The 26,832-nt window shown below is 46.6% G+C and carries 20 protein-coding genes; 12 read left to right on the top strand and 8 right to left on the bottom strand.

The features are described 5' to 3' along the window. Positions 1–465 precede the first annotated feature (465 nt). The 3 genes from OJ16_RS01315 to OJ16_RS01305 all read left to right on the top strand — a co-directional run bounded on the left by OJ16_RS01315 (position 466) and on the right by OJ16_RS01305 (position 3,462). Positions 466–735, top strand: a complete 270-nt coding sequence (locus tag OJ16_RS01315) for a DksA/TraR family C4-type zinc finger protein (protein ID WP_040986599.1) — start codon at positions 466–468, stop codon at positions 733–735. Between the two features lie 337 nt (positions 736–1,072). Further along, positions 1,073–2,449, top strand: a complete 1,377-nt coding sequence (locus tag OJ16_RS01310; protein ID WP_040986597.1) for a hemolysin family protein — start codon at positions 1,073–1,075, stop codon at positions 2,447–2,449. Then, positions 2,446–3,462 (top strand): CNNM domain-containing protein, encoded by a 1,017-nt coding sequence (locus OJ16_RS01305; protein ID WP_040986595.1) that lies wholly within the window; start codon positions 2,446–2,448, stop codon positions 3,460–3,462. The genes OJ16_RS01310 and OJ16_RS01305 overlap by 4 nt, the downstream gene beginning before the upstream one ends. A 260-nt stretch (positions 3,463–3,722) precedes the next feature. Here the strand turns inward: OJ16_RS01305 and OJ16_RS01300 are convergent, their stop codons facing one another. Further along, positions 3,723–5,744, bottom strand: a complete 2,022-nt coding sequence (locus OJ16_RS01300) for an alkyl/aryl-sulfatase (RefSeq protein ID WP_040986593.1) — start codon at positions 5,742–5,744, stop codon at positions 3,723–3,725. Positions 5,745–5,860: 116 nt separating this feature from the next. Between OJ16_RS01300 and OJ16_RS01295 the strand changes: the two genes are divergently transcribed. After that, positions 5,861–6,751, top strand: coding sequence for a LysR family transcriptional regulator (locus OJ16_RS01295; protein ID WP_040986591.1), 891 nt, complete (start codon positions 5,861–5,863; stop codon positions 6,749–6,751). Between the two features lie 77 nt (positions 6,752–6,828). Here the strand turns inward: OJ16_RS01295 and OJ16_RS01290 are convergent, their stop codons facing one another. Continuing rightward, positions 6,829–8,487, bottom strand: coding sequence for an FAD-dependent oxidoreductase (locus OJ16_RS01290; RefSeq protein ID WP_040986589.1), 1,659 nt, complete (start codon positions 8,485–8,487; stop codon positions 6,829–6,831). A 346-nt stretch (positions 8,488–8,833) separates the two neighbouring features. Further along, entirely contained in the window at positions 8,834–11,188 is a 2,355-nt protein-coding gene (locus OJ16_RS01285) for a glycosyl hydrolase family 18 protein (protein ID WP_040986587.1), read from the bottom strand. A 318-nt stretch (positions 11,189–11,506) separates the two neighbouring features. Here OJ16_RS01285 and OJ16_RS01280 point away from each other — a divergent pair, with 318 nt between their 5' ends. Beyond that, positions 11,507–12,208, top strand: a complete 702-nt coding sequence (locus OJ16_RS01280) for a hypothetical protein (protein ID WP_236688468.1) — start codon at positions 11,507–11,509, stop codon at positions 12,206–12,208. A gap of 326 nt (positions 12,209–12,534) precedes the next feature. Beyond that, the gene (locus tag OJ16_RS01275) at positions 12,535–13,716 is read left to right on the top strand and encodes an alpha/beta hydrolase (RefSeq protein ID WP_052810421.1); all 1,182 of its coding nucleotides are present in this window, start codon (positions 12,535–12,537) and stop codon (positions 13,714–13,716) included. Positions 13,717–13,745: 29 nt separating this feature from the next. Here OJ16_RS01275 and OJ16_RS01270 read toward each other — a convergent pair whose 3' ends face one another. Then, a complete protein-coding gene (locus tag OJ16_RS01270) occupies positions 13,746–15,530 on the bottom strand; it encodes a helix-turn-helix domain-containing protein (protein WP_040986583.1) in 1,785 nt (594 codons plus the stop codon). 268 nt (positions 15,531–15,798) lie between these two features. Between OJ16_RS01270 and malX the strand changes: the two genes are divergently transcribed. The 3 genes from malX to OJ16_RS01250 are packed head-to-tail and all read left to right on the top strand — an operon-like array spanning position 15,799 to position 19,617. Then, positions 15,799–17,334 (top strand): maltose/glucose-specific PTS transporter subunit IIBC, encoded by a 1,536-nt coding sequence (malX, locus tag OJ16_RS01260; protein WP_040986579.1) that lies wholly within the window; start codon positions 15,799–15,801, stop codon positions 17,332–17,334. After that, on the top strand, positions 17,331–18,506 hold the full coding sequence (locus tag OJ16_RS01255; RefSeq protein ID WP_052810422.1) for a MalY/PatB family protein: 1,176 nt from the start codon (positions 17,331–17,333) through the stop codon (positions 18,504–18,506). Before malX ends, OJ16_RS01255 begins: the two co-directional genes overlap by 4 nt. Beyond that, positions 18,499–19,617: a M20/M25/M40 family metallo-hydrolase gene (locus OJ16_RS01250; RefSeq protein ID WP_040986577.1), complete on the top strand. Its 1,119-nt coding sequence runs from the start codon at positions 18,499–18,501 to the stop codon at positions 19,615–19,617. Before OJ16_RS01255 ends, OJ16_RS01250 begins: the two co-directional genes overlap by 8 nt. A gap of 83 nt (positions 19,618–19,700) precedes the next feature. Here OJ16_RS01250 and kch read toward each other — a convergent pair whose 3' ends face one another. Further along, positions 19,701–20,909 (bottom strand): voltage-gated potassium channel protein, encoded by a 1,209-nt coding sequence (gene kch, locus OJ16_RS01245; protein ID WP_040986575.1) that lies wholly within the window; start codon positions 20,907–20,909, stop codon positions 19,701–19,703. A gap of 224 nt (positions 20,910–21,133) precedes the next feature. Here kch and OJ16_RS01240 point away from each other — a divergent pair, with 224 nt between their 5' ends. Continuing rightward, on the top strand, positions 21,134–22,138 hold the full coding sequence (locus tag OJ16_RS01240) for a CorA family divalent cation transporter (protein ID WP_040986573.1): 1,005 nt from the start codon (positions 21,134–21,136) through the stop codon (positions 22,136–22,138). Between the two features lie 169 nt (positions 22,139–22,307). On the opposite strand, the gene OJ16_RS01235 is transcribed toward OJ16_RS01240, so the two are convergent. Continuing rightward, complete coding sequence (locus tag OJ16_RS01235; RefSeq protein ID WP_040986571.1) at positions 22,308–23,510, bottom strand: multidrug effflux MFS transporter; 1,203 nt, start codon at positions 23,508–23,510, stop codon at positions 22,308–22,310. Positions 23,511–23,724: 214 nt separating this feature from the next. Here OJ16_RS01235 and OJ16_RS01230 point away from each other — a divergent pair, with 214 nt between their 5' ends. Further along, positions 23,725–24,390 (top strand): Crp/Fnr family transcriptional regulator, encoded by a 666-nt coding sequence (locus tag OJ16_RS01230; RefSeq protein WP_040986569.1) that lies wholly within the window; start codon positions 23,725–23,727, stop codon positions 24,388–24,390. 13 nt (positions 24,391–24,403) lie between these two features. Here the strand turns inward: OJ16_RS01230 and OJ16_RS01225 are convergent, their stop codons facing one another. Further along, entirely contained in the window at positions 24,404–25,303 is a 900-nt protein-coding gene (locus OJ16_RS01225; RefSeq protein ID WP_173425035.1) for a DMT family transporter, read from the bottom strand. A 241-nt stretch (positions 25,304–25,544) separates the two neighbouring features. Here OJ16_RS01225 and OJ16_RS01220 point away from each other — a divergent pair, with 241 nt between their 5' ends. Next, entirely contained in the window at positions 25,545–26,153 is a 609-nt protein-coding gene (locus OJ16_RS01220; RefSeq protein WP_040986567.1) for a hypothetical protein, read from the top strand. Positions 26,154–26,319: 166 nt separating this feature from the next. Here the strand turns inward: OJ16_RS01220 and OJ16_RS01215 are convergent, their stop codons facing one another. Continuing rightward, the gene (locus OJ16_RS01215) at positions 26,320–26,697 is read right to left on the bottom strand and encodes a TIGR04076 family protein (RefSeq protein ID WP_052810423.1); all 378 of its coding nucleotides are present in this window, start codon (positions 26,695–26,697) and stop codon (positions 26,320–26,322) included. Between the last annotated feature and the right edge of the window lie 135 nt (positions 26,698–26,832).

The following is a 26,832-nucleotide window of genomic DNA, read 5'->3' as shown; positions in this document are numbered from 1 at the left end:
ACTTCGGTTTGTCTCTTTTTTTTGCTTGAAGCCCCTTAAGTTGGGAGCTTAACTTGTAGCTAAGCCGCTAAGCCGCTAAGCCGCTAAGCCGCTAAGCCGCTAAGCCGCTAAGCCGCTAAGCCGCTAAGCCGCTAAGCCGCTAAGCCGCTAAGCCGCTAAGCCGCTAAGCCGCTAAGCCGCTAAGCCGCTAAGCCGCTAAGCCGTATAGAAACTCAGCCGCAAAGAACTCAGCCATTAGGGCGACGTATTAGCGCAACGGATTTCGCCTCACGACCATTAGTTGCCCTCTAATATTGCCCTCTAATATTGCCCTCAAATATGGCCCTCAAATATGGCCTTCTGATATTGCCGTCCAATACGATTATTACCTGAGTGTAATAGTGATTCCCATTGCTAGTGGATTATCAATAGAGGCGAGATACTGGATAATGCCCTCCGAGTCATTCATTACATTTGGAGATCATTATGGCTAATGGATTCACCAGAGATGGTGGCGTTCAAGATCAAATCGATGCCACGGTGAACGATGCGATTCACCGTGCGCGAGCAAACCTTCATAAAGAGTACAACGAGACCGACGATTGTTTGGAGTGTGGTGAGCTTATTCCCGCCGCTCGTCGCCAGATCATCCCGGGTGTCGAGTTGTGTGTTGAGTGTCAGCAAAAGCAAGATGCGCTTTTTAAAGCAAGCAGCTTATTTAACCGTCGAGCAAGTAAAGACAGTCAGTTACGTTAATCGATAGCAAAAGCCTTGTTCGTCGAGATGGCGAGATGGAAAACACGGGCTACACTGATTCTATATTGTAACAGGCAGTAACGCAGTCAATGGTGGGCGCTCGCTGGGGCGCTCTTGTTGCCCGTAGCGCGTTGTATTTCCTAAGCTGGTGGTTCTTTCAGTGATTCACTCTGTCTGATTTTGTTATCAGTGTGCTATGTAACTATTAACTAGACGAATTTACTACTGCGGGAATATACTGTGCTTCTTATTATTACTTAGGATTAATTTGTGGACCCCAACTCTAGTCGATTGTGTAACCCCTTACTGACATTATGTTTCAAGGGAGGACACAGCAATGATTGAGCCTCTTCTTTCCCTTCTATTCGGTATTCTATTCATCTTGGCAATTATAGCGATAAACGGCTATTTTGTTGCCCAAGAATTCGCCTATATGGCCGTGGATAGAGCCAAACTTGCCACCTTAGCTGCCAATGGTGATGAAGCCGCAAAACGCGCTCTCGCGGTAACGAAACGAACCAGCTTTATGTTGTCTGGTGCGCAGCTTGGTATCACAGTGACAGGTCTAGTATTAGGTTTTGTTGCCGAGCCTCTTGTCGGTCAATCGATGGGTGTACTACTGCAAGGTTTTGGATTATCACTTGAGTCAGGCATTGCGATTGGTACTGTGGTTACCCTTGGTATTGCGATGGTTGTGCAAATGATCATGGGTGAGCTTTATCCGAAGAACCTAGCGATTGCTAACGCAGAACCCATGTCTCGCATGATGTCTCGCTCGACATTGATTTACATGTCTGCGTTTGGTTGGATCATCAGCTTTTTCGATAAATCGGCTAACTTACTGCTGCGTGCCGTTCGTATCGAACCGGTACATGACCTTGATGTCAGCGCATCAGAAGAAGATTTACACCACATTATCGCCAACTCACGCGAAAGCGGTGACTTGCCAGTGGAATTGTCACTGATGATGGATCGTATCCTCGATTTCCCTGAGCGTGATGTGGAACATGCGATGGTGCCTCGTTCGCAAGTGGATTGGGTTGAACCTGAAACCACATTGACTGAATTGGTGTCGCTGATGGCGCAAGCCCACACTCGTTACCCAGTGATCAATGACGATGACGCGCCAGTGGGTGTGGTACACCTGTCTGATGTGCTTGCACACATTGATGCGGGTAACGCGGATGACACCGTTTCCGAGGTGATGCGACCGGCAACGGTATTGCCAACCTTGATGCGCTTACCTGATGCTCTCGAGCACCTAGTCACGTCAACCAACCAATTGGCGTGTGTCATCGATGAATACGGCGGCTTTGCCGGTGTGTTGACGATCGAAGATTTGGCGATGGAGATCGTGGGTGAAATCACCGACGAGCATGATGAAGACAACGGCGATGCGGTGGTGTCTGAAAGTGGCAACGTGTGGTTGATGGAAGGCGATGTTCATATCGATGAAGTTGAACGTGCGATTGGTTACGACTTGCCACGCGGCGATGTAGAAACCATCGCGGGTATGTTGATTGCGGCACGCGGTGCATTGCCTGCGGAAGGTGACACAGTCACTATTGCGCTGCCAATTGATCCGTCAGAGCTGGCTTCTGGCGAGCCGATTTCACGCCACCTAGAGGTGGACGTGTTACGTATTGAGCGACATGTACCAACGGCGGTACGTGTAAAACTGGTAGAGCAACCAATCGTGGAGGATGAAGCATGACCGATCCTTTGATTGTCACCCTAGTGACGACCGCTCTGATTATATTGAGTGGCTTTTTCGTTATCATCGAATTTGCTTTGATGGGCGCTCGTCGTCACCGTTTAGAAGAAATCGCGGTTGAAAGCGCTTCTGCGCGCGCAGCACTACGCGGTATGAATGACCTAACGCTGATGTTGGCCGGTGCTCAATTGGGTATCACCTTCTGTACATTTGCGTTAGGTGCGGTTACCAAACCTGCGGTTGATCAATGGGTTGGTCCGGTATTTCTTGCAATGGGGCTGCCTTATTGGGCCGCCGATGCTGCCGCTTTTGGTTTTGCCTTGTTCGTTGTGACGTTCTTGCACCTAGTTGTGGGTGAGATGGCGCCAAAGTCATGGTCTATCGCGCACCCTGAAAAATCAGCATTAGCCATCGGTATTGTGGCAAGAGCCTACGTTTGGCCGCTACGTCCGTTGCTAAACTGGATCAACAGTATTGCCAACCGCTTGGTAAAAGCCTCTGGTGTTGAGCCAGTCGAAAGCGCAGCGGTGGGTGGACAAGATGTCGATACGATTCGCCAACTGGTAGAGCACTCAGGCAAAGTGGGTACGCTGAAACCAAACATTCAAAAGCAGCTGTCGGGCTTGATTGATCTCAGCTCAATCCCGGTTGAAACTTTGGTCACCGAAGGGCAGGTGATGGCGCATGTTGATAAGAATGCAACCGTTGCTGAAGTGCGCGCTGCGGCGATGGCATCGGGTCACTTGCGTATTCTTGTTTGCGGCAAGTCAGGTCTAAAACCGTTAGTGGTTCACGTGCGTGATACGCTACTAGAGCCGGCGGAAAAACCGGCGCGCGAAGTGGCACGTAATGCGTATGTGCTTGATTCAAAAACACCTGTTTACGAAGCGCTAGCGCGTATGCGTAAAGCGAGTGTGCAGTTAGCGGTGGTAAGTAAAGACGGAAAAATGGTTGGCGTAGTGACATTGGCTGACATTTTGAAACGTGTTCTACCCACGACAGCGGCAAACTAATCGCATTGTGGATAAGCGTTACTATTGATTGACGTTTAATCCCATAACCGATAGCGACGAAGCCAATCAGCCCAATGTGGTGTGACGGGCACAAAAAGGACCGAGCATGAAAATGTTCGGTCCTTTTTTATATCCATTTTTTATATCCATTTTTTATATCCATTTTTTATATCCATTTTTTATATCCATTTTTTATATCCATTTATTATGGGCAGTTATTATGGGCCGTTTATTATGGACAGTTTACTATCGAGTATTGTTTACTTGTTTGGCATTGGCAGAATTTCAAACATGCCATCAAACTTATCTAAAGTGCCAGCAAGCTGCTCTAGTAATGCGGCATCGCCTTTCACACCCGCTTGGCCTGATTTCAATAACCCTTCGAGTGTCGTTTCACCAAGCACTACTTTAGTGAAGTCGGCTTTGTTGATGATAAGTTCAAAGTCAACGCTTGGTAGCTTATCGACCTCAATGTTTGCCATGTTCGCATTAGACACTTCACCGTAGTAACGCTCGTCAAGATCTGGATGGTAAACACCGAAGTTGAAGTTTAGATCCGCCGCTTCTGCTTTTGGTGCGTTTAGGCTCACGGCAATAAAGTCTAAGAACATGCCTGTTGGTGTGTTGGCAATGACATCTGGTGAAGCAAGTTTGATTGACTCTTGGATCTCACCAGTACGCAACTCGACCGCACCTTGCAGATAGCTGTTACGCCACGCCATGGTTTCAGACTGATAACCTTGTTGTTCAAAACTGTCCGCGAGTGCAAAACGGTAATCAATGTTGTTCGGCAAACATTGCACTAGGTCATTAAACAGCTGCGATGCTTCTTGATATTCTCCGGCATTAAAATGCGTCATACCGGCTTTATACATGACGTCTGCGCCTGCGGCATTGACATACACACATGACTGATCTTTCGTTTGTAACGGGTTCGTGTTTACTGGGTTCATATCGTGGTAGCCAAGGTAGAGGTTGACCACTGCGCGAGCGTTATGGCTGTATGAGCCGTGGTAACCGTTGGTGTGCCAGGTGTCGATTTGAGATTGTGGAATGATCTCTTCTATTTGACGACCCACATCGTGGATAGTGACACCGTGATTTGCAAGGCGCATGGCTTGGTTATGAATGAAACCATAGTTATCGCGTTGCAGTGCCATGTACTCCGCAATTTCATTGACGTCAGTATCGGCCTTATCCCATACCGGCGCTGAGTGCGCGGCGTGAATATTGTCCACTAAACCAGAATCGACAAAGCGCATTTTTAGTTCAGTGAGGTATTTCGTCCAAACCAAGGCATCACGAACTTTAGCACCACGGAACGTGTAAATATTGTGCATACCGTCGTAGGTGAGTTCCGCGGTATTGAGCGAGCGGTATTGCGGCACGTAGAGAATGATCTCTGCAGGTGCTTCTGCTCCAGGCATGTTGATGGCGTGGAAATCGAGTCCATCAATATTGATGACTTTTTCACGTTCTTGGATCTCTTTCGTTGGTGCCACTAGCGTCACTTCACCGCGTGATGTACCAAGGCCAAGTGCGTTGTCCACAATCCCTTTAGTGTTGGTATCGAGGGTGGTCCCGTACTGGTAATTTGCACGGCGTCCCATTGCGGAGCCCGCGATAACATTCTCGTCTGCAAGCTCTTTAATAAAGTCTTTTGGCGCATAGATTTCGGCGTCTTTTGCGAAATCGCCAGATTCATACACTCCGCGAGAGCCACCAAAATGGTCAGCATGCATGTGTGAGTAGATCATGCCGGTAATTTTGTGTTCACCATTAATCGCCGGTAAGTGCTGCTTGGCAAATTCCCAAGAGGCGGCCGCCGCTTCACGAGACAATAGAGGGTCGTGAATCACATAGCCGTTGTCAGTGCGGTAGATGGTCATGTTGGATAAGTCAGCACCGCGAATTTGATAGACGCCATCAGTGACTTCATACAAACCGCCAGCCGCGTAATTCAGCATACCTTGACGCCAAATTGATGGGTTAACGGTGGCGGGTAAATCGTTAACAGACATATCGGCCATGTAGACGAAACGGTTTTTTAGCTCACCGGCTTCGTGAGTGCCAAACTCAGCAATCAGCCCGCGGGTCGTTCGTTCAAACGCAGAGGTATCGTCCCAAGGAAGACTTTTCGCTAAATCGGTATTGGCATTTTCCGTGAACTTAGAAGCGGGTTTTCCCTCGTAAGTATCAATAGAGGCATAGTCATTGGCGGCAGCGCCAAATGAAACGATGACGGCAAGCGAAAGAACGGAAGGAGTAAAACGAGTTTTCATAGGGAACCTCTTTGGGATGCGTATCGGGTATGGGGTTAATCTACCGGATTGACACATCGCAATACATCCATGAAACTGTATTTAACACATCATGAATTGTTATGTTTGGAGAAGGGATGCTGACGAACATAGATCTAAACTTGCTCAAAGTGTTTGTGGTGGTGTATCGCCATCAATCGATTACCTTAGCGGCGGAAGAGATGGGATTAACACAACCGGGAGTCAGTGGTTTACTAAAGCGTTTGCAACAGCAGGTGGGCAGTCAGTTATTTGTTCGCTCAGGTAGGGGGATTGCACCAACACAGCATGCACAAGAGTTAATGCGCCATGTTGAGCCTGCATTGGTTCAAATTAGCAATGCGCTGGAAGGGTTAGAGGGCTTTTCAACCCAGAATCCACGTAAGTTTGTGCTTTATACATCAGAACCTGTGATGCTAATGCTGCTGCCTAAACTAGAAGCCGATGATAGTTTGGGGAATGTCACTATTGAATTGCTACCGACTCATTCTAATGAGGAAGCGCTGATCCAAGCGCTTAATCAATATCAAGCCGATCTTGCGATTGAATTATCCAACTACTCGACAGGTTCATTTTTTATCGAAGAGCTGTTTGAAGACCGAGTGCTTGTTATTGCCAGGAAAGGGCACCCTAGAGTGGAAGGTACGATTACTCGCGAGCAGTTTTATGCCGAGAAGCACATCACGTTGAAATTGCGTCGGGAAGATACCTATATGGCGGACTATTTCACGGAGGAGAGCTTAAGCGAACGACGAGTGGCGGCGGAATGCACTTCTCTTGTGTCGCTAATGACGTTGGTTTCGACGAGTGATTGTATTGCGATTGTGACGGAAAGCATCGCCACGGCATTTGCCGATAAGCTCGGCATCCAAGTGTTGGATTGCCCATTTACGCTCAAGCCGGTCAAATATCGCTTATTAGCTCATAATCGCGAGAGGCGAAGCCCAGCCAACATGTGGTTACGAGAAAAGATTAAGTCCTATTTTTAACGCCTGTTCTCCCGTCATTCCCGATTGCGCGAGAATGACGGTTTGAATCTACAGCGGTATTCGTGAGTCTTTACCGCTTACGCTTTGGCAAATTGATAGGTACGGAAACCGCCAATCAGATTACGTGCTTTATAGCCGTTATTGACCAATTGTCGGTAAGCGACGTTACCGCGTAACCCAACTTGGCAGTAGATGACGATTTCCTTATCCTTTGGTAATTCATCCATACGGTGACGAAGTTGGTCTACCGGAATGTTGATATCACCTGCGAGATGGTTGCCGTTCGCGCGTTCGCCAGGGTTACGTACATCGAGTAGCAATTGATTGTCAGTGAGCGACTCTATTTCATCAAAATGAATCGGCGTCGCGTCGCCTTTAATGATGTTGTTGGCAACAAAGGCTGCTTGGTTAATCACATCTTTCGCGCTGCCGTAAGGGGGCGCGTAGGTCAGCTCTAAATGCTGCAGTTGATCGACCGTCATGCCAGCACGTTGTGCGACCGCCATAATATCAATACGCTTATCAACGCCATCTTTCCCCGCCGCTTGCGCGCCGAAGATTTTGCCGGTTGTTGGATCGAACAGCAGCTTAAATGAAACGGTTTCGGCTCCCGGATAGTAGCTGGCGTGGCTAGCGGTATGAACGAAGACTTTCTCGTAAGCGATCCCTTCACGCTTCAGTTGCTTCTCATTTTTGCCGGTGGATGCCACGGCTAAATCGAAGATCTTACAAATCGCGGTGCCTTGCGTGCCTTGGTAGGTTTCATTGCGGCCGAGCATGTTGTCGGCAGCCATGCGGCCTTGACGGTTAGCCGGGCCGGCTAGCGGCACCAGAGTTGCTGCGCCAGTAACAAAATCTTGCTCTTCGATCGCATCACCCACAGCGTAAATCGATGGATCGCTGGTTTGCATGCTTGGGTTGGTCCAAATACCGCCCAGCTCGCCAATTTTTAGACCGGCTTCTTGTGCTAATTTGGTTTCAGGACGCACCCCGATCGCCATGATCAGGATGTCAGTATTCAGCTGCTCGCCGTTACTGAGGGTAAGGCTTAATTCACGAGTATCATCGGTCTCGATATATTCCACCGCGCTTAATGCGGTGTTCAGCCGTAAGTCGATGCCGTGTGCGCGGATCTCCGCATGCGCAAAACCGGCCATCTCTTTATCCATTGGCGTCATCACTTGGTTAGCCATCTCAATCACGCTGGTTTTGATACCAAGCTGGTGGAAGGCTTCCATCATTTCTAAACCAATAAAGCCGCCACCCACGACAGTGGCATGTTTGGTTTGCTTGCTTTGCAGCGTGTTAATGATGCGGTCCATGTCAGGGATGTTACGCAAAGAATGGGTCAGTGGATTATCAATGCCCGGAATTGCGGGTACGATAGGGCCTGCGCCTGGACTCAGCAGAAGATAATCATAGCTTTCTTGGTATTCGGATCCATCAAGTAAGTTCTTAACCGTGATTGTTTTTGCTTGGCGGTTGATGGAATGCACTTCATTCATCACGCGCACATCAACATTGAAGCGAGCAAGGAAACTTTCAGGGGTTTGGAGAAGCAACTTGCTGCGCTCTTGTATGTCGCCACCGATGTGATAAGGCAAACCACAATTGGCAAACGAGACAAACGGCCCACGTTCAAACATGATGATTTGTGCGTCTTCACTTAAACGTCGCGCACGCGCTGCGGCGGATGCGCCACCGGCAACACCACCGACGATTACAATCTTAGTCATTTGCTTCTCCAATACACGTTAGCCCAGTTGCGAGGAAATCATTTTCCTTTGCCGCTTAACACTATAGAGACATACATTAGCTTTGTCTAATGTTAGTTATGAAACCGATTAGGGGCTCGATTTTCGCTCGATAGATGGCAGTATGACGCAAAAAGTGAGAGTGAACGCAGAGGGAAGTAGGGTGGTTTTCAAGCGTTCGCTGTTCACAGCATTGCCCTTGAAATATGGTGTTTGAAATATAGCGCTTACAATACAGGGCGTAAACAAATGCGGCGGTGTAAAAAAGCTCTGACTGCGTGCCAGAGCTTTGATTTTTTTGGGGGGTGTTTAAGCCTTATTTCATGGCTTAATTGAGTGACATCGGAGACCAAGGTGAGCCTGATGCGCTCGGTATATCACCCTTTGTCCACCATTTGGCTTTGTATTGGGTTCCTTGGTAGGTCACGATATCGCCGCCATTGTAGGCTTTGGATGAATTCCATTCTTTTACCGAGCCGTCGTCTTTTTCTTGCCAAACATCGGATTTGCCCGGTTCGTCACCTTTTGTCCACCATTTGGCGGTGTATTCAACGCCGTTGTAAATCACGCTGTCACCGCCGACGTAAACTTGGTCTTTGTTCCACGTATTTCCACCGGTGTCGTCATTGCCTTTGACTGAAAGCTCAATCGAAGCGTGATCACTCTCCACGGCGTCGGAGACAGAGACGCGCACGATGAGAGTGCGGTCTTGCGTTGAGGCCTCTGTTGGTATCGTGAGTGTGGCTCGGTTGCCATTTTGCACGATGCTGCCTAACGATGTGGTAAAGGTTAGCGCATCATTGTCTGCATCGCTGGCCGATAGCGAAATCGTGGCGGTATCACCCGCATTCACATTCGCTCGGGCAGGGGCGTTGAGCACTGGCGCTTGGTTAATGACTTCGCCTGTCCCTTCTATCGCGATCTCTACCGTTTCAACATCAGACTTTTTTCCATCTGTAACGGTGATGGTGATCTGTTTGACGATGTCTTTGGCGGTGTCAGGTGCTTGAAAGCTCACGGTGGCACGGTTATTCGCTTGTTCAATGATATCTGCGCCCTGAGCGCTAAAGGTGAGTGCATCACCATCCGCATCTGTGGCTGATACGGAGAAGCTCAGAGCCTGACCTGACGAAGTATTGAGCGCGCTTGGCACGCTGAGTACAGGCGCGGTATTTGGCGTGACATTTTGGCTAAACACCTGATCAATTTGTTCTGCAAGTGGTGAGCTGAGCTCGCTACATTGCTTGAGTTTGCTGCCAAAACTAGTGAAGCTGCCTTTACACTCGATGTCGCCATGCACTTGCCAAACGATGATGCCGCCAAGATCGTTATCAACGATGTACTCGGCTTTTTCTCTGATCGATTGCGGATCGTCGTAGCTTAGGAAGTATTTTCCATTCACGGCGTAAGGTACGCGAGCATTTTCATCCCAAAAGTGTTGCCAGTTTGATTGCTTGGTTAGGTAGTTATAGCTTGGCTGGCCTTCAAAGTTGGCCCAATTGGTAATATCAACGGATGAGTTTGTCGGCCCATCGACTTCAAAGTTAACCATACGCTTATCGGTGGGGGCACCTAGATAAGCCGTCCCCTCGGTTGTTTGTACGCCGCGGCCATAGAAGGCAGCACCGAAGTTGATCTTTTCAGCAGGGATGCCGCGTTGATTGATCATCCAATCACGCAAGGTATCAATGGTTAAGCCTACAAACTCTTCTTCAGGGTAAGGGTAAAGCGGCGAGTTGTGCCCAGTCACATCAGACCATCCACCATTGAGATCGTACGTCATCATGTTGAAGTAATCCATTGAGCGAGTCAGTCGATCCCAATCAAATCCTTCTAGTGCGGCGGGCACGGCTTTGAATGCTGCGGTGATGAGTTTATCGTGACCAATGCGATCGCGAATATCTTCCATCAATTGCTCGAAATTGTCGTAATCGGCCTCACTACCGCTAAAGTTCATGCCGCCGGTGCCAGGGTATTCCCAATCAATATCAATACCGTGGAAGCCCAGCGCCATAAGCTTGTCGATATCCGCGAGAAAACGCGCCTTTTTCACCGGATCAGCCGCCATTTCTGGGAAGTGTTTTGACATACTCCAACCGCCAAGAGATGCCATGACTTTCACGCCTTTCTCGTTCGCCAAGTCGATCAGTCCAGGTGCGCCACCTTCTTTTTTTAGTGGCAGTGGCATTTCACCAGTAATCCCCGATGGCTTGTGCTTCCAGCCGTTGCCGTTTTTGACAAAGCCTTGCTCTTTGACTTTGGCAAGATTCTCGGCTTCCCATGCTTCGTTGCCTGGGTACGACCAAAGATACTCAAGCTCTCCCCAAAGAATGTGTAGATCCCAGCTTGAATACACGTCGGTATACAGCAATGAACCGGGTTCTTGTACGGCGTCCGGTTGATAAATTTGTTTGTTTCTCAAATCGCCGCTGTGAAGAGAGCCGTCTTTCGCGACACCAAAAAATGAATAGTTAAGGATCGAATAGATATCCATATCAACGTTAAGATGTGTTGCTTCACCGGCCACACTAAAACCATGCTGTGGACCTTTCCATGCTTCCCACTGTGTGAGATAGCCAATCACGTTTTTGTTGTGAGACGGGGCAGCATGCAGCGGTGCACTTAACAGCAATGTACCAACAATTGAGGTCGCAATTGCGCTCAGTTTAATATTCTTTTTCATGGGGTTACGTCACTCTCTGTCTGTAGAGTTTATTGAATGGCGTTACTTTTCCATTTCTTATTTTTCGACGCGAACGAATATTTCTGAGATTGGCAGCATGATTTTAATATAATTGTGCAATCTATCATTTGTTGCTTGAATCTTTGCAGCAGTTCGACATTTTAGAATGACCCTAACGACTTTAAACGACGCTTGGAGGTTCCATTTTGGTCGGGGAGTATTTGGGGAATTTGCGTGTTGAGGTGAATTTTTTCGCCATTTTTCTCAGCAGTGATTAATGATTAAGGCATACTAACAACATCCATAAAAAGGAGTTTTATGATGCTAGTGAAAGCCCAATCCTTGATTATTATCGGCTTACTTTCGGGGTGTGCGGGGCAAGAAATGCTGTTTCCTGCACCTTATAAAATCATGATCACAGGGAATACCTTAGTGTTTGATGGTGTGATCGCTGGGGATGCGGTGCTGGATGCGATCAGAATGGTGCGTACAAGCGACAGCAAAATAGAGACCCTCAGAATCACGAGCCCAGGTGGCGAGATCGCCTCTGGTATTGAGTTTGGTTATTTTGTTAAAGAGAAAGGATTAGAGGTCGAAGTAAGCCAATTGTGTTTCTCTGCATGCGCAAATTATATTCTTACCGCCGCCAGCCATATCACCATTAAAAAAGATGCGTTAATTGGGTGGCATGGTGGTGCTAATCAATCGGATGCGCTTTGGAAGCAATCGGTTCTTCCCAAAGATCACGCGAATTTGATCGTCTATATTAATCGGTTAAGGATCAAGGAAGCGGCCTTTTTTGATGCGATGCAAGTCGATCAAAAGATCACCACCTATGGTCAAGTGAACCGTAATCGATGCCAAGCCGGTAAAACGACCGATGGGTGGTATTACTCGCAAGAAGATCTGAAAAAAATGGGGGTGGATTCGGTTGAAATTCAAGGCGGGACATTACTGAATTCGCTGGAGTATAACGGCACGAAAATCAGTGCGTGTTTAATGCCAAGTCTGTTTTCATAATCATGCCTCAAGAGCAGCGATTGCCAGACTAGGAGCAAAGCAAGATGGTGTGCTTCGTAACCACCAAAAATTGGCTAATGGCGGCTACAGAGATACGGTGGTTTTTTCCATCATCAACCTTGAGTGGCCAGCGGTGAAGGAAAACTTACGCTATAAGTTGTCTGTGCCTCGTTCTCATTGAGGTTTTTCCAGCGTCAATACATGCGCTAGAGCCATGTAATACAATACCCCCAACATTAAAGTTATGTAAATGAGTCCCGCATACCCTATGTTGATTCAGAGTGGGCCTCTATAATAACGGCATTCTAATTTGACCGTCTTAAGATATGCGAATAATACTGGCGTTGTTTTTTCCTTTTATCATTGTCGCTTGTGCGTCGAGTGAAACCCACCCGTTATATACCCCTTCAAATATTGAACCAGTCACGGATTACGACTCATTCAGTGAGTATGCTCTGCAGACCAAACAGCAATTAGTCAAAAACCGCTATTTTCTAACCGAAGATAAGGATGCGGAATTACAGGCTAATTTGCCAACAGAGTTAAAACCGGATGGCAAAACGCATCCCCTAAAAGGGGTGTTACTGATTCATGGTTTAGGCGATTCCCCTTATTCATTTGTTGATATTGCGAAATCTCTGCAAGAGAAGGGCTTTTTAGTTCGCACTGTTCTTTTGCCCGGGCACGGCTCAAGACCGGCAGACATGCTCAACGTCGATTATCAACAATGGAATGATTTGGTTGAGAAACAAGTCGATTTGCTGAAACAAGAAGTGGATGAAGTCTATCTAGGCGGTTTTTCTACGGGCGGCAATCTTGCGTATTCTTATGCGGCGCAAGATGAGGAGATCGAAGGTTTAATGCTCTTCTCTCCTGGGTTTGTCTCTAATGAACCATTCGCTTTTGCTACACCATGGATAAGTTGGATCAAACCGTGGTTAATCAATGTTGAGCCGAGTAATGTGACGAATTACACCCGTTACTTTATGGTGCCAACCAATGGTTTCGCGCAATATCACAATACCACCACACAAGTGACCGATAATCTAGCCGCGCAGACGTACAACAAACCTGTTTTTATGGTGTTGACTGAGCATGACAGCGTACTCGATACCAAAGCGATTCAAGACCTCTTTAATACGCGATTTACTCACCCAAGCAATCAACTGATTTGGTTTGGATCGCAGCCAACGTCGATTAACGGGAATACACGTTATATCCACAGCTACAACCCAGAACTGCGCATTAGTAACATGTCACACATGGGCATTCTTTTTTCACCTGATAATACTTATTACGGTATGAATGGCAGTGAACGGATTTGCCGAAACGGTTCAGAGATGACAGACGATGAAATGGCGCGCTGTCAGGCAGGTGAAGAGGTTTGGTACAGCGCGTGGGATGGCCGAGCAAATGAGCATATTCATGCCAGACTGACGTTTAATCCTTGGTATGATCAAATGGTGCAAGACTTAAGTGCAACGTTTTCGCTATCGCCTTCTTTGTAATTTCGTTTAAATCGGCGATGGATATGATTTTATTCAGCCAAATGCTGCCTAAAGAAAGCGGTCGTCCAATCGGCATCAAGGCGCTCTGAGGGCGTGTGTTTTTGATGGTGTCGTTCAAATTGATGCAGCGCGTAAAGAATGTTGTGCGCTGTTATCGCTTCACTGCGCAACAAGAAGAAATAATACGCGGTTGGTGTGCGAGGAGAGCCGGTGCTTCCCGGTTGTATCACCAACTGAAGCGCCGTTTCCTTTATCGCTGGATTGGCTTGCGCTGAGTACAAATAGACGTTGGAGCCAATGCGCAAGTCATCAATGCATGCGTTCAATACTTGGTGTAATGGCTGCTGAATATCTTTATATGGTGCCCCCACTTTATTGGCTAAATGCAATGAGGCGAACTCCGCCACGTCGGCTAAGTTGGCTTGTGAGTTAATCCAATGGATGTCTGTTGCGTTGAACCAATTGGCCTTTAAATAATAGGGCTGTGTGTCGTCAGAAAGCAGAGCAGGGTATTGGTTTAACAACGCTTGTTTTAATGGCTCGTAGGCGATGTCTTTCGCATGTTGTTGTAGCGTATTAAGCAGCGCATCGAGAGATAACTTATGCGATTCGTCTTGTTGGGATGCTTGCGCGACAAACTGACTGATCTGCTGTAATTCTTCTTCTCTCAGCGGTTCGAGTAACCAGTGCTGGCAAGACGCCATCGCAGAGACCGTGGCTTGATAACGAGTGATTTCTTCAGCGTTTTTAAGCGATAAAAGCGATTCTTCCGGATTCGTTGTGTCGTGGTTTTGCAAGCAAATGTGGTTTTTTATCCGATAAATGGCCGAAGGCAAATATAAGCAAAGTTGTTGATGCAGCTGTGTCATTTGCTGGTTGGATAAAGGGATGGATTGCGAAAGTTCACGTAAAAACAGCATGGCACACATCTTCACTCGCAAGCGGTTCTCATGAAAATTGTCTTCCGCACAGCCGCTAAAAAAGTACTCCGCTAAGTGTAAATGTTCAAATTCTAACTGTTCGTTGATCAATAGACGCAGTTGGTCATGCACCAACTTGAACTTGGCCGTTTGTCTCAAATAGTCGGCGTTGTCCTTTTGTAAAATGACAAACTGCTGGTTGATGCGGTAAAGAGACACACTGAGGTAGATGAAGATCATCTTAATAAAATTCGGCGGAAACACATGGCCAATCGCCTGAGAAATATTGGTGATAATCACATAGGTTTCTTTTAGCGGGAGAGTCGCCAGTTGTTGAGCAATGAGCGTTTGCGTATGGTATTGGAGTGGGGTCGTCGCGGTACAATATTCGATTTGAGGGTGAATATGGCTAACTTGTCTGTTGATGCGTTCCATCATGAGGTGACGAAGCTTTTTCTCCGTCCCAATAATTGAAAACCCACCATCAGCATTATGCAATGATAAGCCACTCAGTTGCAGCGTTGCCGCCAGTTCACTCAAATCTTTTTTTAGGGTAGGGCGAGAAATACCCAACTGCTTTTCGATGTCTAGATATTTATATTGATTCAATAATAAGTAGTTATCGAGCAGATAATCCTGTCGCTCACTCGACGTTGGGCGATAGTGAGTTAAAGGAATCGCTTTTATTCTTTGCGCCCACTGCTGGGCACTGATCTCTAGGGTCGCGATGCCTTTCTGCACACTGATCGCTTGGTCAATGTAGTAGTTGATATTCGCGATGTAGTTGTGAATATGGCGACGACTCACCGCCATCTCTTCTGCCAAAACTGTGACTGCGCAAGCCTTTTGCAACAAGGCACCAATCAACTTAACTTCGTTAGAATTTATACTCACGCTATCCCTAGACTCTGTTTACTATAGAAAATATGCTCTAAATCACACAATGCAGTGAGATTATGCTGTTTTGTTATACCTACTTGTTGATGGATGTGATTATAAGCCGAATTTAGGTATAAACCATTCAATAATATGAAAATTTTCTTCCACTTTTCCAGAAACACATTTCGATTTTGTTTCCGTAGGTTCTTTCGTACTGTACCCGTGAAAACCACATCGGTTTCCCTACAAAAATAATGATGTGAATCTAAATGGAGTGGCCAGTATGAGTCATAAAACAAAGCTTTGGGGTTTTATCCAAGGTTTAGGTAAGACATTTGTTCTGCCTATCGCACTGCTCGGTATTTCGGGTATTCTTTTAGGGCTAGGTAGCTCTCTAACGGGCGCACAGCTGCAAAAGTTGTGGCCTTTCCTTTCTTATGAACCGGTCAATATTTTCTTCCAATACATAACCATGATTGGTGTGTTTACCTTTAAAAACATGCCGGTTCTTTTTGCGATTGCGATTCCTTTAGGACTGGCGAAAGAAGAGAAAGGCGTTGCTGCATTCTCGGGCTTTGTGGGTTACTTGATCATGACGATGGGGACAAACTTTGCTCTGAAACATACCGGTATGTTGGTTGGCCCTGATGAAATGCGCGATGCAGGCCAAACCATGATCCTTGGTGTGCAAACGATCGGAACGGGGGTACTTGGTGGTATCTTCTCGGGTGTGATTGTTTCTCGCCTACACGAGCGTTACAAAGACACCAAATTACCGGATGCTTTCGCGTTCTTTGGTGGCCCACATGCAGTGCCAATCGTGTCGCTGGTGGTATTGTCTGTTTTCGGTATGCTGATCCCTTACATCTGGCCACTGTTCGATTCGTTGATCAAAGGACTGGGTTACATCATTCAGCAATCGGACGTTTTTGGCCCAATGATCTTTGGTGCGAGTGAGCGCCTGCTTATTCCTCTTGGTTTACACCACATCCTGACTGCGATGATCCGTTTTACCCCTGTCGGTGGCGAAGCGATTATTGATGGCCAGCAAGTGATTGGTGCATTGAACATTTTCTACACCAACCTAGCGGCGGGTCATGAAACCCCAATGGAAACCACGGCGTTGCTCTCTCAAGGTCGTATGTTGAGCTTCTTCTTTGGTTTGCCAGCGGCAGCCTTTGCGATGTATCGCACCGCGAAATTGAAAAATCGCCCATTGATCAAAGGTCTACTGATCTCGGGTGCGGTGACCGCTATTGTGAGTGGGATTACCGAACCGATTGAATTTATCTTCCTGTTCATTTCTCCAATGCTGTATCTATTCCATGCCTTTATGACGGGCTTGGGTTACCTGACGTTATCAATCTTTAACGTAAACATTGGCCCAGCGGGTGATGTGATTGGTTTCTTCGTTTTCGGTGTACTGCAAGGCTTTAAAACTAACTGGTTCTTTGTACCACTATTGGGCGCGGTGTGGTTTGCGGCTTACTACTTTGTGTTCACTTACGTCATCATTAAGAAAGATCTGAAAACGCCAGGGCGTGAAGACGACACCGATTCAGTGGTGAACAAATTAGGCGCTGACGGTTTAGCGGCTCATATGCTTGAAGCATTGGGCGGCAAAGAGAACATCGTGACGATTGATAACTGTGCCACTCGTTTACGTCTTGTTTTGCATTCAACTGAAATTGTGAATGACAAACAGCTTAAGAGTGCGGGTGCGATTGGTGTTGTGCATCTTGATGCGACAAACTTGCAGGTGGTTATTGGCCCGCAAGTCCACACAATGCGCAAGAAAATAGAGTTGGCAATGGCATGAAAATAGATTTCGACGGCGTAATCGATAGAACCAATACCTATTGTACTCAGTGGGATTATGTAGAAGACCGTTTTGGTAAAGCTGGGTTATTGCCTTTCACCATTTCTGATATGGACTTTGCCTCACCAGTCGAAATTCAGGACACATTAAAGGCGCGAATAGAACACCCGGTCTATGGTTACAGCCGTTGGAATCATGATGATTATAAACAGGCGATCTGCCACTGGTATGAAAGCCGATTTTATAGCCCGATTTCAGAGGAGTGGATTGCGTATAGCCCTAGTGTTATCTACTCAATCGCGACTCTGATTTCGCTAACCAGTGAACCGGGCGAGGGCGTATTGCTGTTTACGCCTGCTTACGATGGTTTCTTTGGTTGTGTTGAACATTCTGGTCGCCAAATGGTGACCAGTGAGTTGATTGATGATAACGGCTACTTTGAAATCGATAAGCAAGACTTTGAGGCGAAAATCGCCGATTGTCGTGTACTTCTGTTATGCAATCCTCACAATCCTGTGGGCCGAGTATGGCAAAAGGAAGAGCTGACGTATTTGCTCGACGTCTGTCAGCGACATGATGTGTTTGTTATTTCGGATGACATTCACATGGATATTTGTTTCGGCGTGCCTTATTACCCAGTGACCGCATTGAGTACACAGAAAGTGGCGATTTGCACGTCGGCATCAAAAGCGTTTAATACGCCCGCTCTTGGGGGCTCTTATGCATTAATTCCGGAAGCGGATTTGCATGCGCGCTTTATGCAGGTGTTGAAGTTACAACAAGGGTTATCATCCCCCCCGATTTTTGGTGTGCTCGCAACGATAACCGCTTACCAGCAATGCGCTTATTGGATTGATGAGCTGAAAACCTATCTGCAAGACAACTTACATTTTGTGCAGATTTACTTACACCGAGAACTACCACAGCTCAAGATGCAGTTTCCCGAGGGCTTGTACTTTGCGTGGATTGACTACTCTGCACTCAATGTGAGTGCCGAACAGCTAAAAGCGCAAATGGTGGAGGCGGGTGTTGCGATCATGACTGGGGATGTGTACGGCAATGGTGGAAAGCACTATCTACGACTCAATGTTGCTTGCCCTAGAGAGAAGCTTGAGGAAGGGTTAGAGCGGTTACAACAAGCGATTGATGCGCTAAGGAGCGACAATGAATAAGGTGATTGACCATTTTTTAGCGATGGCGGCAATCAGTTCACCCTCTTATAAAGAGGCGCAAGTCAGCGCATACATTCAAGCGCAACTGAGCCAACATGGTATCGAGTTTTACCAAGACGACGCGCACTTAGAGTATCAGTCTGAAGGGGCTCAATGCGGCAATTTGATTGCGCTGTTACCCGGCACGCTTCCAGGCACAGTGGCATTGTCTGCCCATATGGATACCGTCACTCCGTGTGAAGCGATCACGATTGTCGAAGACGGCGATTGGATCAAAACGGATGGTCGCAGCGTCTTAGGTGGGGATGATAAAGCCGGTATTGCCGTCATTCTTGATGCCCTTATAACGTTGGCGACAAATACGTCACCACATCCGACGGTGGTGGCGATTTTTACGATAGGTGAAGAAGTGGGACTCAAAGGGGCAAAAATGCTCGATTTTGATCGTCTGCCTTCGATAGATCTCGCGTATGTGATTGATGCTGGTGGCGAGATCGGAACCGCTTATGTTTCCGCGCCGTATTCAGCGAAGGGTGTCGTGACGATCACAGGAAAGGCGGGTCATGCGAGTGAACCGGAAACGGGCTGTAATGCGATGGTTGCAGCCGCACAATTGATTACGCAGCTTCCGATTGGCCGTGTGGATGAAGAAACCACCAGTAATATTGGGATTATTCACGGTGGGAACGCGACCAATATTATAATGGAGAGTGTGGACATTACCTTTGAGGTGCGTTCCCGCACACAAAGCAAGGTCGATGCGTTTATCAATCAAGTGACGCATCAATTGGAAGCACTTCAAGCCAGCATGCCTATTCAGTTTGAAAATCGCATAGCCCAAGGTACCCCGGGTTTTCGTTTAGACGCTAGCTCTGAATTGTTCAGTGCTTTTGCCTCGAGCTGTGCACATCAAGGTTTAGAAGTGCAATTTAATGAGGGGATGGGCGGTTCTGATGCCAATATTTTCAATAAAAATGGCATTCCGTGCATGGATATTAGCGTGGGTATGACGCACATCCACAGCGTGAATGAATGCATTAAAAAATCAGACATTATTGCTTGCCGACAATTAGTGATGAATTTGCTGTCACGTTCTTTTTCACGTCGCTAAACCCAAGTCATTATTGGCCGTTTTCGACGGCCAATATTTTTCTTCCTATCGAACCCACGCTACGGATACCACGCAGTCGGCGCTCATTTCTTATCAAACAGGCCATGACCTGAATTGAGTAACATAGAGATAAGTCGGTCATTGTCTAAAGGTTCACCCGACATCACGCTCGCCAGTATTTCACTGCCAAAGAGTAAAGGGGATAAGACCACATCGGCTTTTACCTGCTGCACTTTATTCATGTTTTTCGCGTCATTGACCGCTAATACCGTTTTTGCTTGCGGGAAAAGCTCCCGTGCCGACAGCACGATAAAGGCATTATTTGCATCGTCATCGGTTAGGGCGAGTATGGCTCGGCAGTGCTCAATCCCCGCCATTTCTAAAACGGAATTATCGGTACTATCGCCTGAGACGATGTCGATTTTACTGCCCACTCTTTGCTGGATTTTCGGAAAATTATCCTCAGGTTCAATGGTGACAATCGTGACGTTGAGCCCGCGATTAAGCAGTTGGTTTGTGGTTGCGATGGCTAACACTGAGGTTCCGCAAACAATATAGTGATCTCTTCTATCCATTTGTGTTTGATTACCTTTAACGAGTTTGTTTAGACCGCCTCTGATCAGAGGGCCAAATACGGTGGTGACTGAGGTGGCAAATACGGTAATGCCCGCGATAATGACAGACACGGTAAATAAGCGAGCGGGCTCTGATATTGGCACAATGTCGCCATAACCTACGGTGGTCATCGTGACGATCGCGAAATAAAATGAGGTCGTTAAATCTTTGATTTCAGGCTTAAAATCTGGGCCAAAATAGAGTGCTCCGTAGGTAGAATAAAAGAGTAAGACCGTGAAGCTGATAAAAGCGAATATCCCACCGGCAGTCGCACTTGAGTGATGAAAGTCTTTTCCGAGTAGAAACAAACAAATCAAAGTCACGAGACACAAGGTAAGGTTATGGGTAAATTCAGGGAAGAAGTGCCAAGTGAACACTAGAGTGATCAACAAGAGCACAATACTGACCGCCCAAGCGATTCGGGCTCGATAGAGCAAACCAAATGCATTGAGCATTAAAAAAATGCCGAGCAAAAACCAGGGGCCGTTCGCGATGCTCGCCCAGTCGACGGACGAAAAGCTATCGATACGAAACAGGTCAATTAGGTTAAGCGATGATCCCCATACGCTAATTAGAATCAACAAGCCGTTTATAAAGACAGCGCAAGCGACGAGTGTGTGGCGCATTTTCAACCAAAGCGTCGCCCATTTTTGCCAAAGCAGAGAAGGAAGATTCAAGGTAATTATCCGCTAATAATGGGTTATCTAACCCGTTTTTATCGCGATGAAAGCGATACCCTATACTGCTAGTATATAAGATAGAAGGGTTTAGCCTCAATTGTAATACTGCATTGGTGCCGGTAAAAGAGCGACTCAGCTTGCTCAATCCTCGGTACTTGTCGCGCTTAACGGAATGCCTATCAAGGATATTCAGCATGCTCTGATGGCAACTAAGGATGAAAATGCCAATAATCACATCGTTAAAAAATCGTGTCTCTGACCGTCATAATAACAAAGAAGAAACCTGCTGGATTGATGTTGATCTTTCCAAGCCAGAGGACAGCGATTGGTTGACTTCTGATAGTGGGCTCTCAGACGATCTGGTGGCGTTTTTGCTAAGGGAAAACTTCGTCAATCACCGAAATCTCCATGATGGCAGTGTGTTAATTGCTCTAAAAGTGAGTGGTGATAAACCAACCATCAACCCTATAGGTTTGGTGGACTTAAAAATATTCATCGATGCGAATCGTATTATTACCATTCGTTACCACCCGGTAATGGCCATTGATAAAACTTACGCTTATCTCGACAATCTTCAATCCGAGTCCTTAACCGGCGAAAACGCAGAGTCTAAAAAATCTGCTCACAAGGCCGATCAACAGGGCGCTAAAGTGATGGATGTTTTTTGCCAAATCGTCACAAACTTGATTGTTCATATCGAAAAAGTGACGTTTGCGATTTCCGACCAAATTGCCGTTCTCGAAGACCAGTACTTTGACCGAGGCCAGACTTTTGATGCGCGGTTATTACTCAAATTACGCGGAGAGATTTGCAAGACTCGACGTATTTTAGCGGTGTTGCACAACACGTTATCCATCCGAATTATCGATCCCACCTTGTTGTTTGATGGCGAAGATAAAGGGGCATTGGTGAGAGTGTCTCGCCATGTTGATCTTCATTTAGAGAATTTGGATGATCTGCTAACACGCATCGATATGTTGCAAAGCTTAGATGATTCCAAGCTCTCTGAAGCCATGTCTCAATCAAGCTTTAACTTAACCATCGTGGCCACAGTGTTCTTGCCGTTAACGTTTGTTTCCGGCTTGCTTGGGATGAATGTTGGGGGGATTCCTGATACGCATAATCCGTGGGGGTTTTGGGGGATCACCGCGGCAATGTTATGCCTAGCGGTGGGGCTGTGGGTCTACCTTTATCGCCACTTGCAATCAATACGCCTCAAGCGGTGAGCGATGTTGTTACGCAAATCAGAGCGCTAATTCAGAACTGCAAATCAGAACGGCAAATGAGAGGCGTTGCCTGGTAAACAACGATGCCATGCCTAAGCCACACAATCCATCCCTAAGTGTGGCTCGGCGTTCGCTATTTTTTGTCGCGTTGGAACGACATTGACGTGATTTAAGCGTTCTGCTTAGGGTGCAAAACCAATCCTTTTTTACTGCAAATGATGATCAGTGCCGGAATGGTGAGCCACAGTTGCAATGAAATGAGATCTGGCGACATTAAGCCTAAACTCTGGATGGCGATAGCAATGATGCCGCTGCCACTTAATTGGATAAGTCCCAGCATCGCCGCTGCGGTTCCCGCTTGTTCAGGAAAAGGGGCGAGCGCCTTGGTTGCTGATGCGCCAAGGATGAAGGCAAAGCCAATCGAGGATAGGAAGATAGGCAACATAAAGCCCCACGCCGTGTGAGTGTAGCCAAGGACCTGCATTAAACCGCCTGCGGCAACGAGTATCAATAAGCCAAATTGGAGAATGCGGCGACTGCTGAATGTGGTCATTAATTTCGGTGCGATGATACAAGCCAAAATATTGATGACGGCGTTTGCTGCAAACCAAAGTGTAAATTCAGACGTTTCTATTTGCAGTGTCGAGATCAACCAAATTGGCGCTGAAGTAATGTAAGCAAGAATCGCGCTAATCGTCAGTGCACAAAGTGTGGCATGGAAAAGAAAACTCGGCACTTTCAAAATAGACATGTAACGTTCAACGCTGAATAACGCTTGGTTTTTGTCGTTCTTTGTTTCCGCGCTTCCGGTTTCAGTGATAAATAACCATATCGCAATCCCTACGACACAAGAGAACAACGCCAAAAAGCCAAAGTTGGCGCGCCATCCATAATGTATCGTTAACCAATGCCCTAATGTAGGAGCTAACGCCGGAACGCACGCAATCGCGCCATTGAGGTAGCTGATCATCTTGTTGCCGTGTTCGCCACTAAAGTTATCTTTTACTAATGCAAAAGCGATCACCGTGGTGGCGCTTGTACCAAAGCCTTGCATTAAACGGGCGGCGAGCAGCGCCTCAATGCTAGTCGAAAAATACGCAGCAATGGCACTCACGAAGTAGATGGCGATACCCATATAGGCGACTAACTTGCGGCCGTATTTGTCTGCCATTGGGCCCGCAACAAGTTGGCCGATGCCGAGGGAAACCATAAAGAGTGTGATTGAATCTTGTAGCCGAGCCACATCAACCGCAAATGAGGTTGAGATCTCACTGAAGGCCGGTAAGTAGATGTCGATGGCTAAGGGGCTCAGTACGATTAATGACATCGCAATAATGGCGATGATTTTTGATGGAGGTTGGTTCGTGTTCATGTTTACCTAGCTGCGAGTTGCGCTTCGTTCTCACTCAGTGGTTATGGTGACTCGCCGAGCGATATCGTTATCACCTATACTGCGGCGGAGTGAGGGAAGCCGTTGTTTTGATTGAGGTGGGCAAATATATCGAATCGTGTTAGGGCAATAACATGACAATTGTCTGGTCACAAAATACCAAGGTGTCATGGCCATTTAGGGGCAAAGGATCAAGATGGATAAAACACGACTTTTACAACAAGGTTATGAGATTGTTCGCGCATTTATCGCGCAAGAGAACTTTCGCCGCGTGAGTGTCAATAAAGGCGATTACATCGTGAAACAGCACCAAGAGGTGAATGAAATCTACTGGGCGAGTCCGGCGCATTTTGCCATTGTACATACGGCAAAAAATGGTAAGCGCCTTAGTCTAGGGGATTATTCGTTAGCCGATAATTTGTTTGGTGAGTTTGAGTTTTTCTCCGGTGAGTTAAGCCCCTTTGACATGATTGCGACCGCTAAAACGGATCTGATTGCGATCCCGACGCAGACGTTTACCGAGCTCTTACTAAGAGAAACTAAAGTGGCTTTTTGGTTGAACCATCGCATTTCAAGCATCTACCAACATACGATGAATATTGCGCTCGAACGATCGTTATACCCGCTAAAGTTTAATATCATCAAAGATATGGTCACGCGGCATGTTTCACCCACCCAGTCGATTCATCACTCTTACATGTATCAAGAAGCGGAGCGCTTTGGTTGTACTGAACGCGCTTACGCCCGCATCATTCGTGAATTGATAGATGAGGGGCTTATCATTAAATCTCACGATAAATCGACATTGAGACCGCTTGATATCGAGCGCCTACAGGACTATCTCGATAAATACCAAGGCTAAAATATGGCCGAGGTTATCGCGCCTTGAAAGGGGCCAGTAATTGTTTGCCAAACACGTTAATCAGCGCGCCGGTAATGATCAATCCCCCGCCTAAATAGGTCCAGACAGACGGTATTTCGTTAAATACCCACACGCCAAGTAGCGTAGAGAAAAGGATTTGCACATAAGAGTACGCAGAAGCTTTGCCTGCCGCTTGGGTTTGCATCGCTTTGGTTAAACCGTACTGGCCTATTTGAGTAAATATGCCCACAAACACCAACATGATCGTCAAGAACAAGTCTGGCCACACAAAGCCATCCCACATCAGCACTGTAGAGATTGGAAGAGCCACCAGTGGGAAATAGAAAATGATCACTGAGCTATCTTCGGTTTGACTGAGTTTTCTTACAATGACATACGCGATAGAACTCCCAAATGCTCCCCCGAGCGCAATCATAATACTGAATAACGGCAGTTCATTGACGATAGCACTGTTCATATTGGGTTGAACCATCACAAGCAGACCTGCGAGACAGAAGGCGATACAAATCAATGTCGATTTTTGAATGCGTTCTTTAAGAAACAAGACACCCAGCAAAGCTGTAAACACGGGATGAACGTATTGCAAGATCGTCGCCTCAGCCAAAGGCAAGGTCGTGACGGCGTAATAGACACACATGAGGGAGGCGGTGCCCACCATGCCGCGCAATAGTAACAATGGCTTATTGTTGCCCCATATTGAAATCTTCTTTCGTTTAACGTCAAAGTAACTAATCACCAGTGACACCAACGCCCTCGCGGCAACGATCTCAAAGACCGGTAAACCATAGTTGCTGACATATTTAACGCATGCCGACATTAACGCAAAGCCAAACGCAGAAAGGATCATAAATCTAACCCCGACAGGGATCAGAGAAACAGAGAAGGCAGCCATAAGGTATCAATCTAGTCGAGGGATAAGGAATCATAGCTTACTTTGGTGGGGGAGCTAAGTGTTTAATTGTGCACAATTAGTGGTTTATTTATGACCAAAGCCAATCCGTCGTAACTGGTTTTTCAATTTTTGTTATGCGCTGCGCACGTGTAATGAGAGAAGTTTGCCCTCGATTTGGTATTGCGGTACTTATTCTTTTTCAGGGTGATATAAGTCTCAATCGTTCTCGGGCTGGGTAAACATGAAGATTCAAAAAGTAATACCGATAGAGGGGGGGGAACTCGTTATCAGATTCGATAATGGTGAATTTCGCGTCTTTCCTAATCAAGGGTTAAGTGACACTGAAATTTGGTTTCTTCACTTTCCTCATAAGCTGCAGTCGTATGTGGAACATGCCGATGGACTACGTTGGAATGCGGTGAACAAAAGTCAGATTTGGAATGGCAAAAACGTTTGGGATGGCGAAGTATCATTATCCGCTTCTCAATTGTGGGATATGTCTGATGAAATATCGCTAGAAAAGCGCCAGTCCAAATTGCTGCCGATCGCGATGAAGAACCAAGCTCCGACAAAGCAGCATTCAACGCATCACGTTTACTTTGTTTATATTAATCCCTTTAATGCAGAGAAACTGCTGACTTTCGGTGAAAGCATCGCGGGAGGGCACGGTGAGCGTGGCGGCGCTATTTCTCTATCAAGAAGTGGGCTGAACGAGTTTGAACAATGGCAGAATCACTCTTTATTGGCGGGCTGTGATTGGCTTATCCCAATACTAAAAGAAGACAATCAAACAGACGACCAAACCATTGATCGTATTATTGCTCAGTTCAGACAGGCTAAACCCCAATAAAGGTTTTCAATGTAAAATAAGCGGTCACTTTAAAATAAAAAGGCTTTGCGGAAGATGAGTGATACTCGCGGTACTGGTATTGATATTGATATTGATATTGATATTGTGTCGATTTTTGTGAGTCTAGCACCTCAATAAATGCGCGCTAAACTCACAAATTGCTTATTTAAGCTTCGCCTATTCTCAATTCGACTTTGACCCGTTTTTTATCATTAGGACACTCGAATACATGAGTTTCTGAAGGGGAGGCGGTTTGACTGAATTGAAGCCCCATAATTGATTTATGAATGCTGCTATAGAAAAATCCACAGAAATCACCGCATTTACGGAAACCTAAATCAAACTCATCGCCTGGCTTCATGCCGATCGTACAAGGAACTTCGCTTGAAACGATTGTCGCCGTGATTTTATTCCCAACCGATGGAAAACGAATGTGTGGTTTATCCGTTTGTTTTCCTGCGGACTCTTTCGCGAGGAGATGTGACGAGGTCATTGCAACCCCAACGCCGATAAGTCCATTTTTTACGAAGTTACGTCTATTCATTTATAAATATCTCTGTGCTTGTAGAATAATATCCAAAGTGATGTTCGAGCCATGAATGTGATGGTTTTCATGGGGGCATACTTAATTAGACTTTCGAGAAAAAAAACTGTGACACAAAAAAGAGACTTTTTTATT

This window comes from Vibrio renipiscarius (assembly GCF_000827885.1).
In the GTDB taxonomy this organism is placed as follows: domain Bacteria; phylum Pseudomonadota; class Gammaproteobacteria; order Enterobacterales; family Vibrionaceae; genus Vibrio; species Vibrio renipiscarius.
This window is presented reverse-complemented; position numbering and strand designations above follow the sequence as displayed.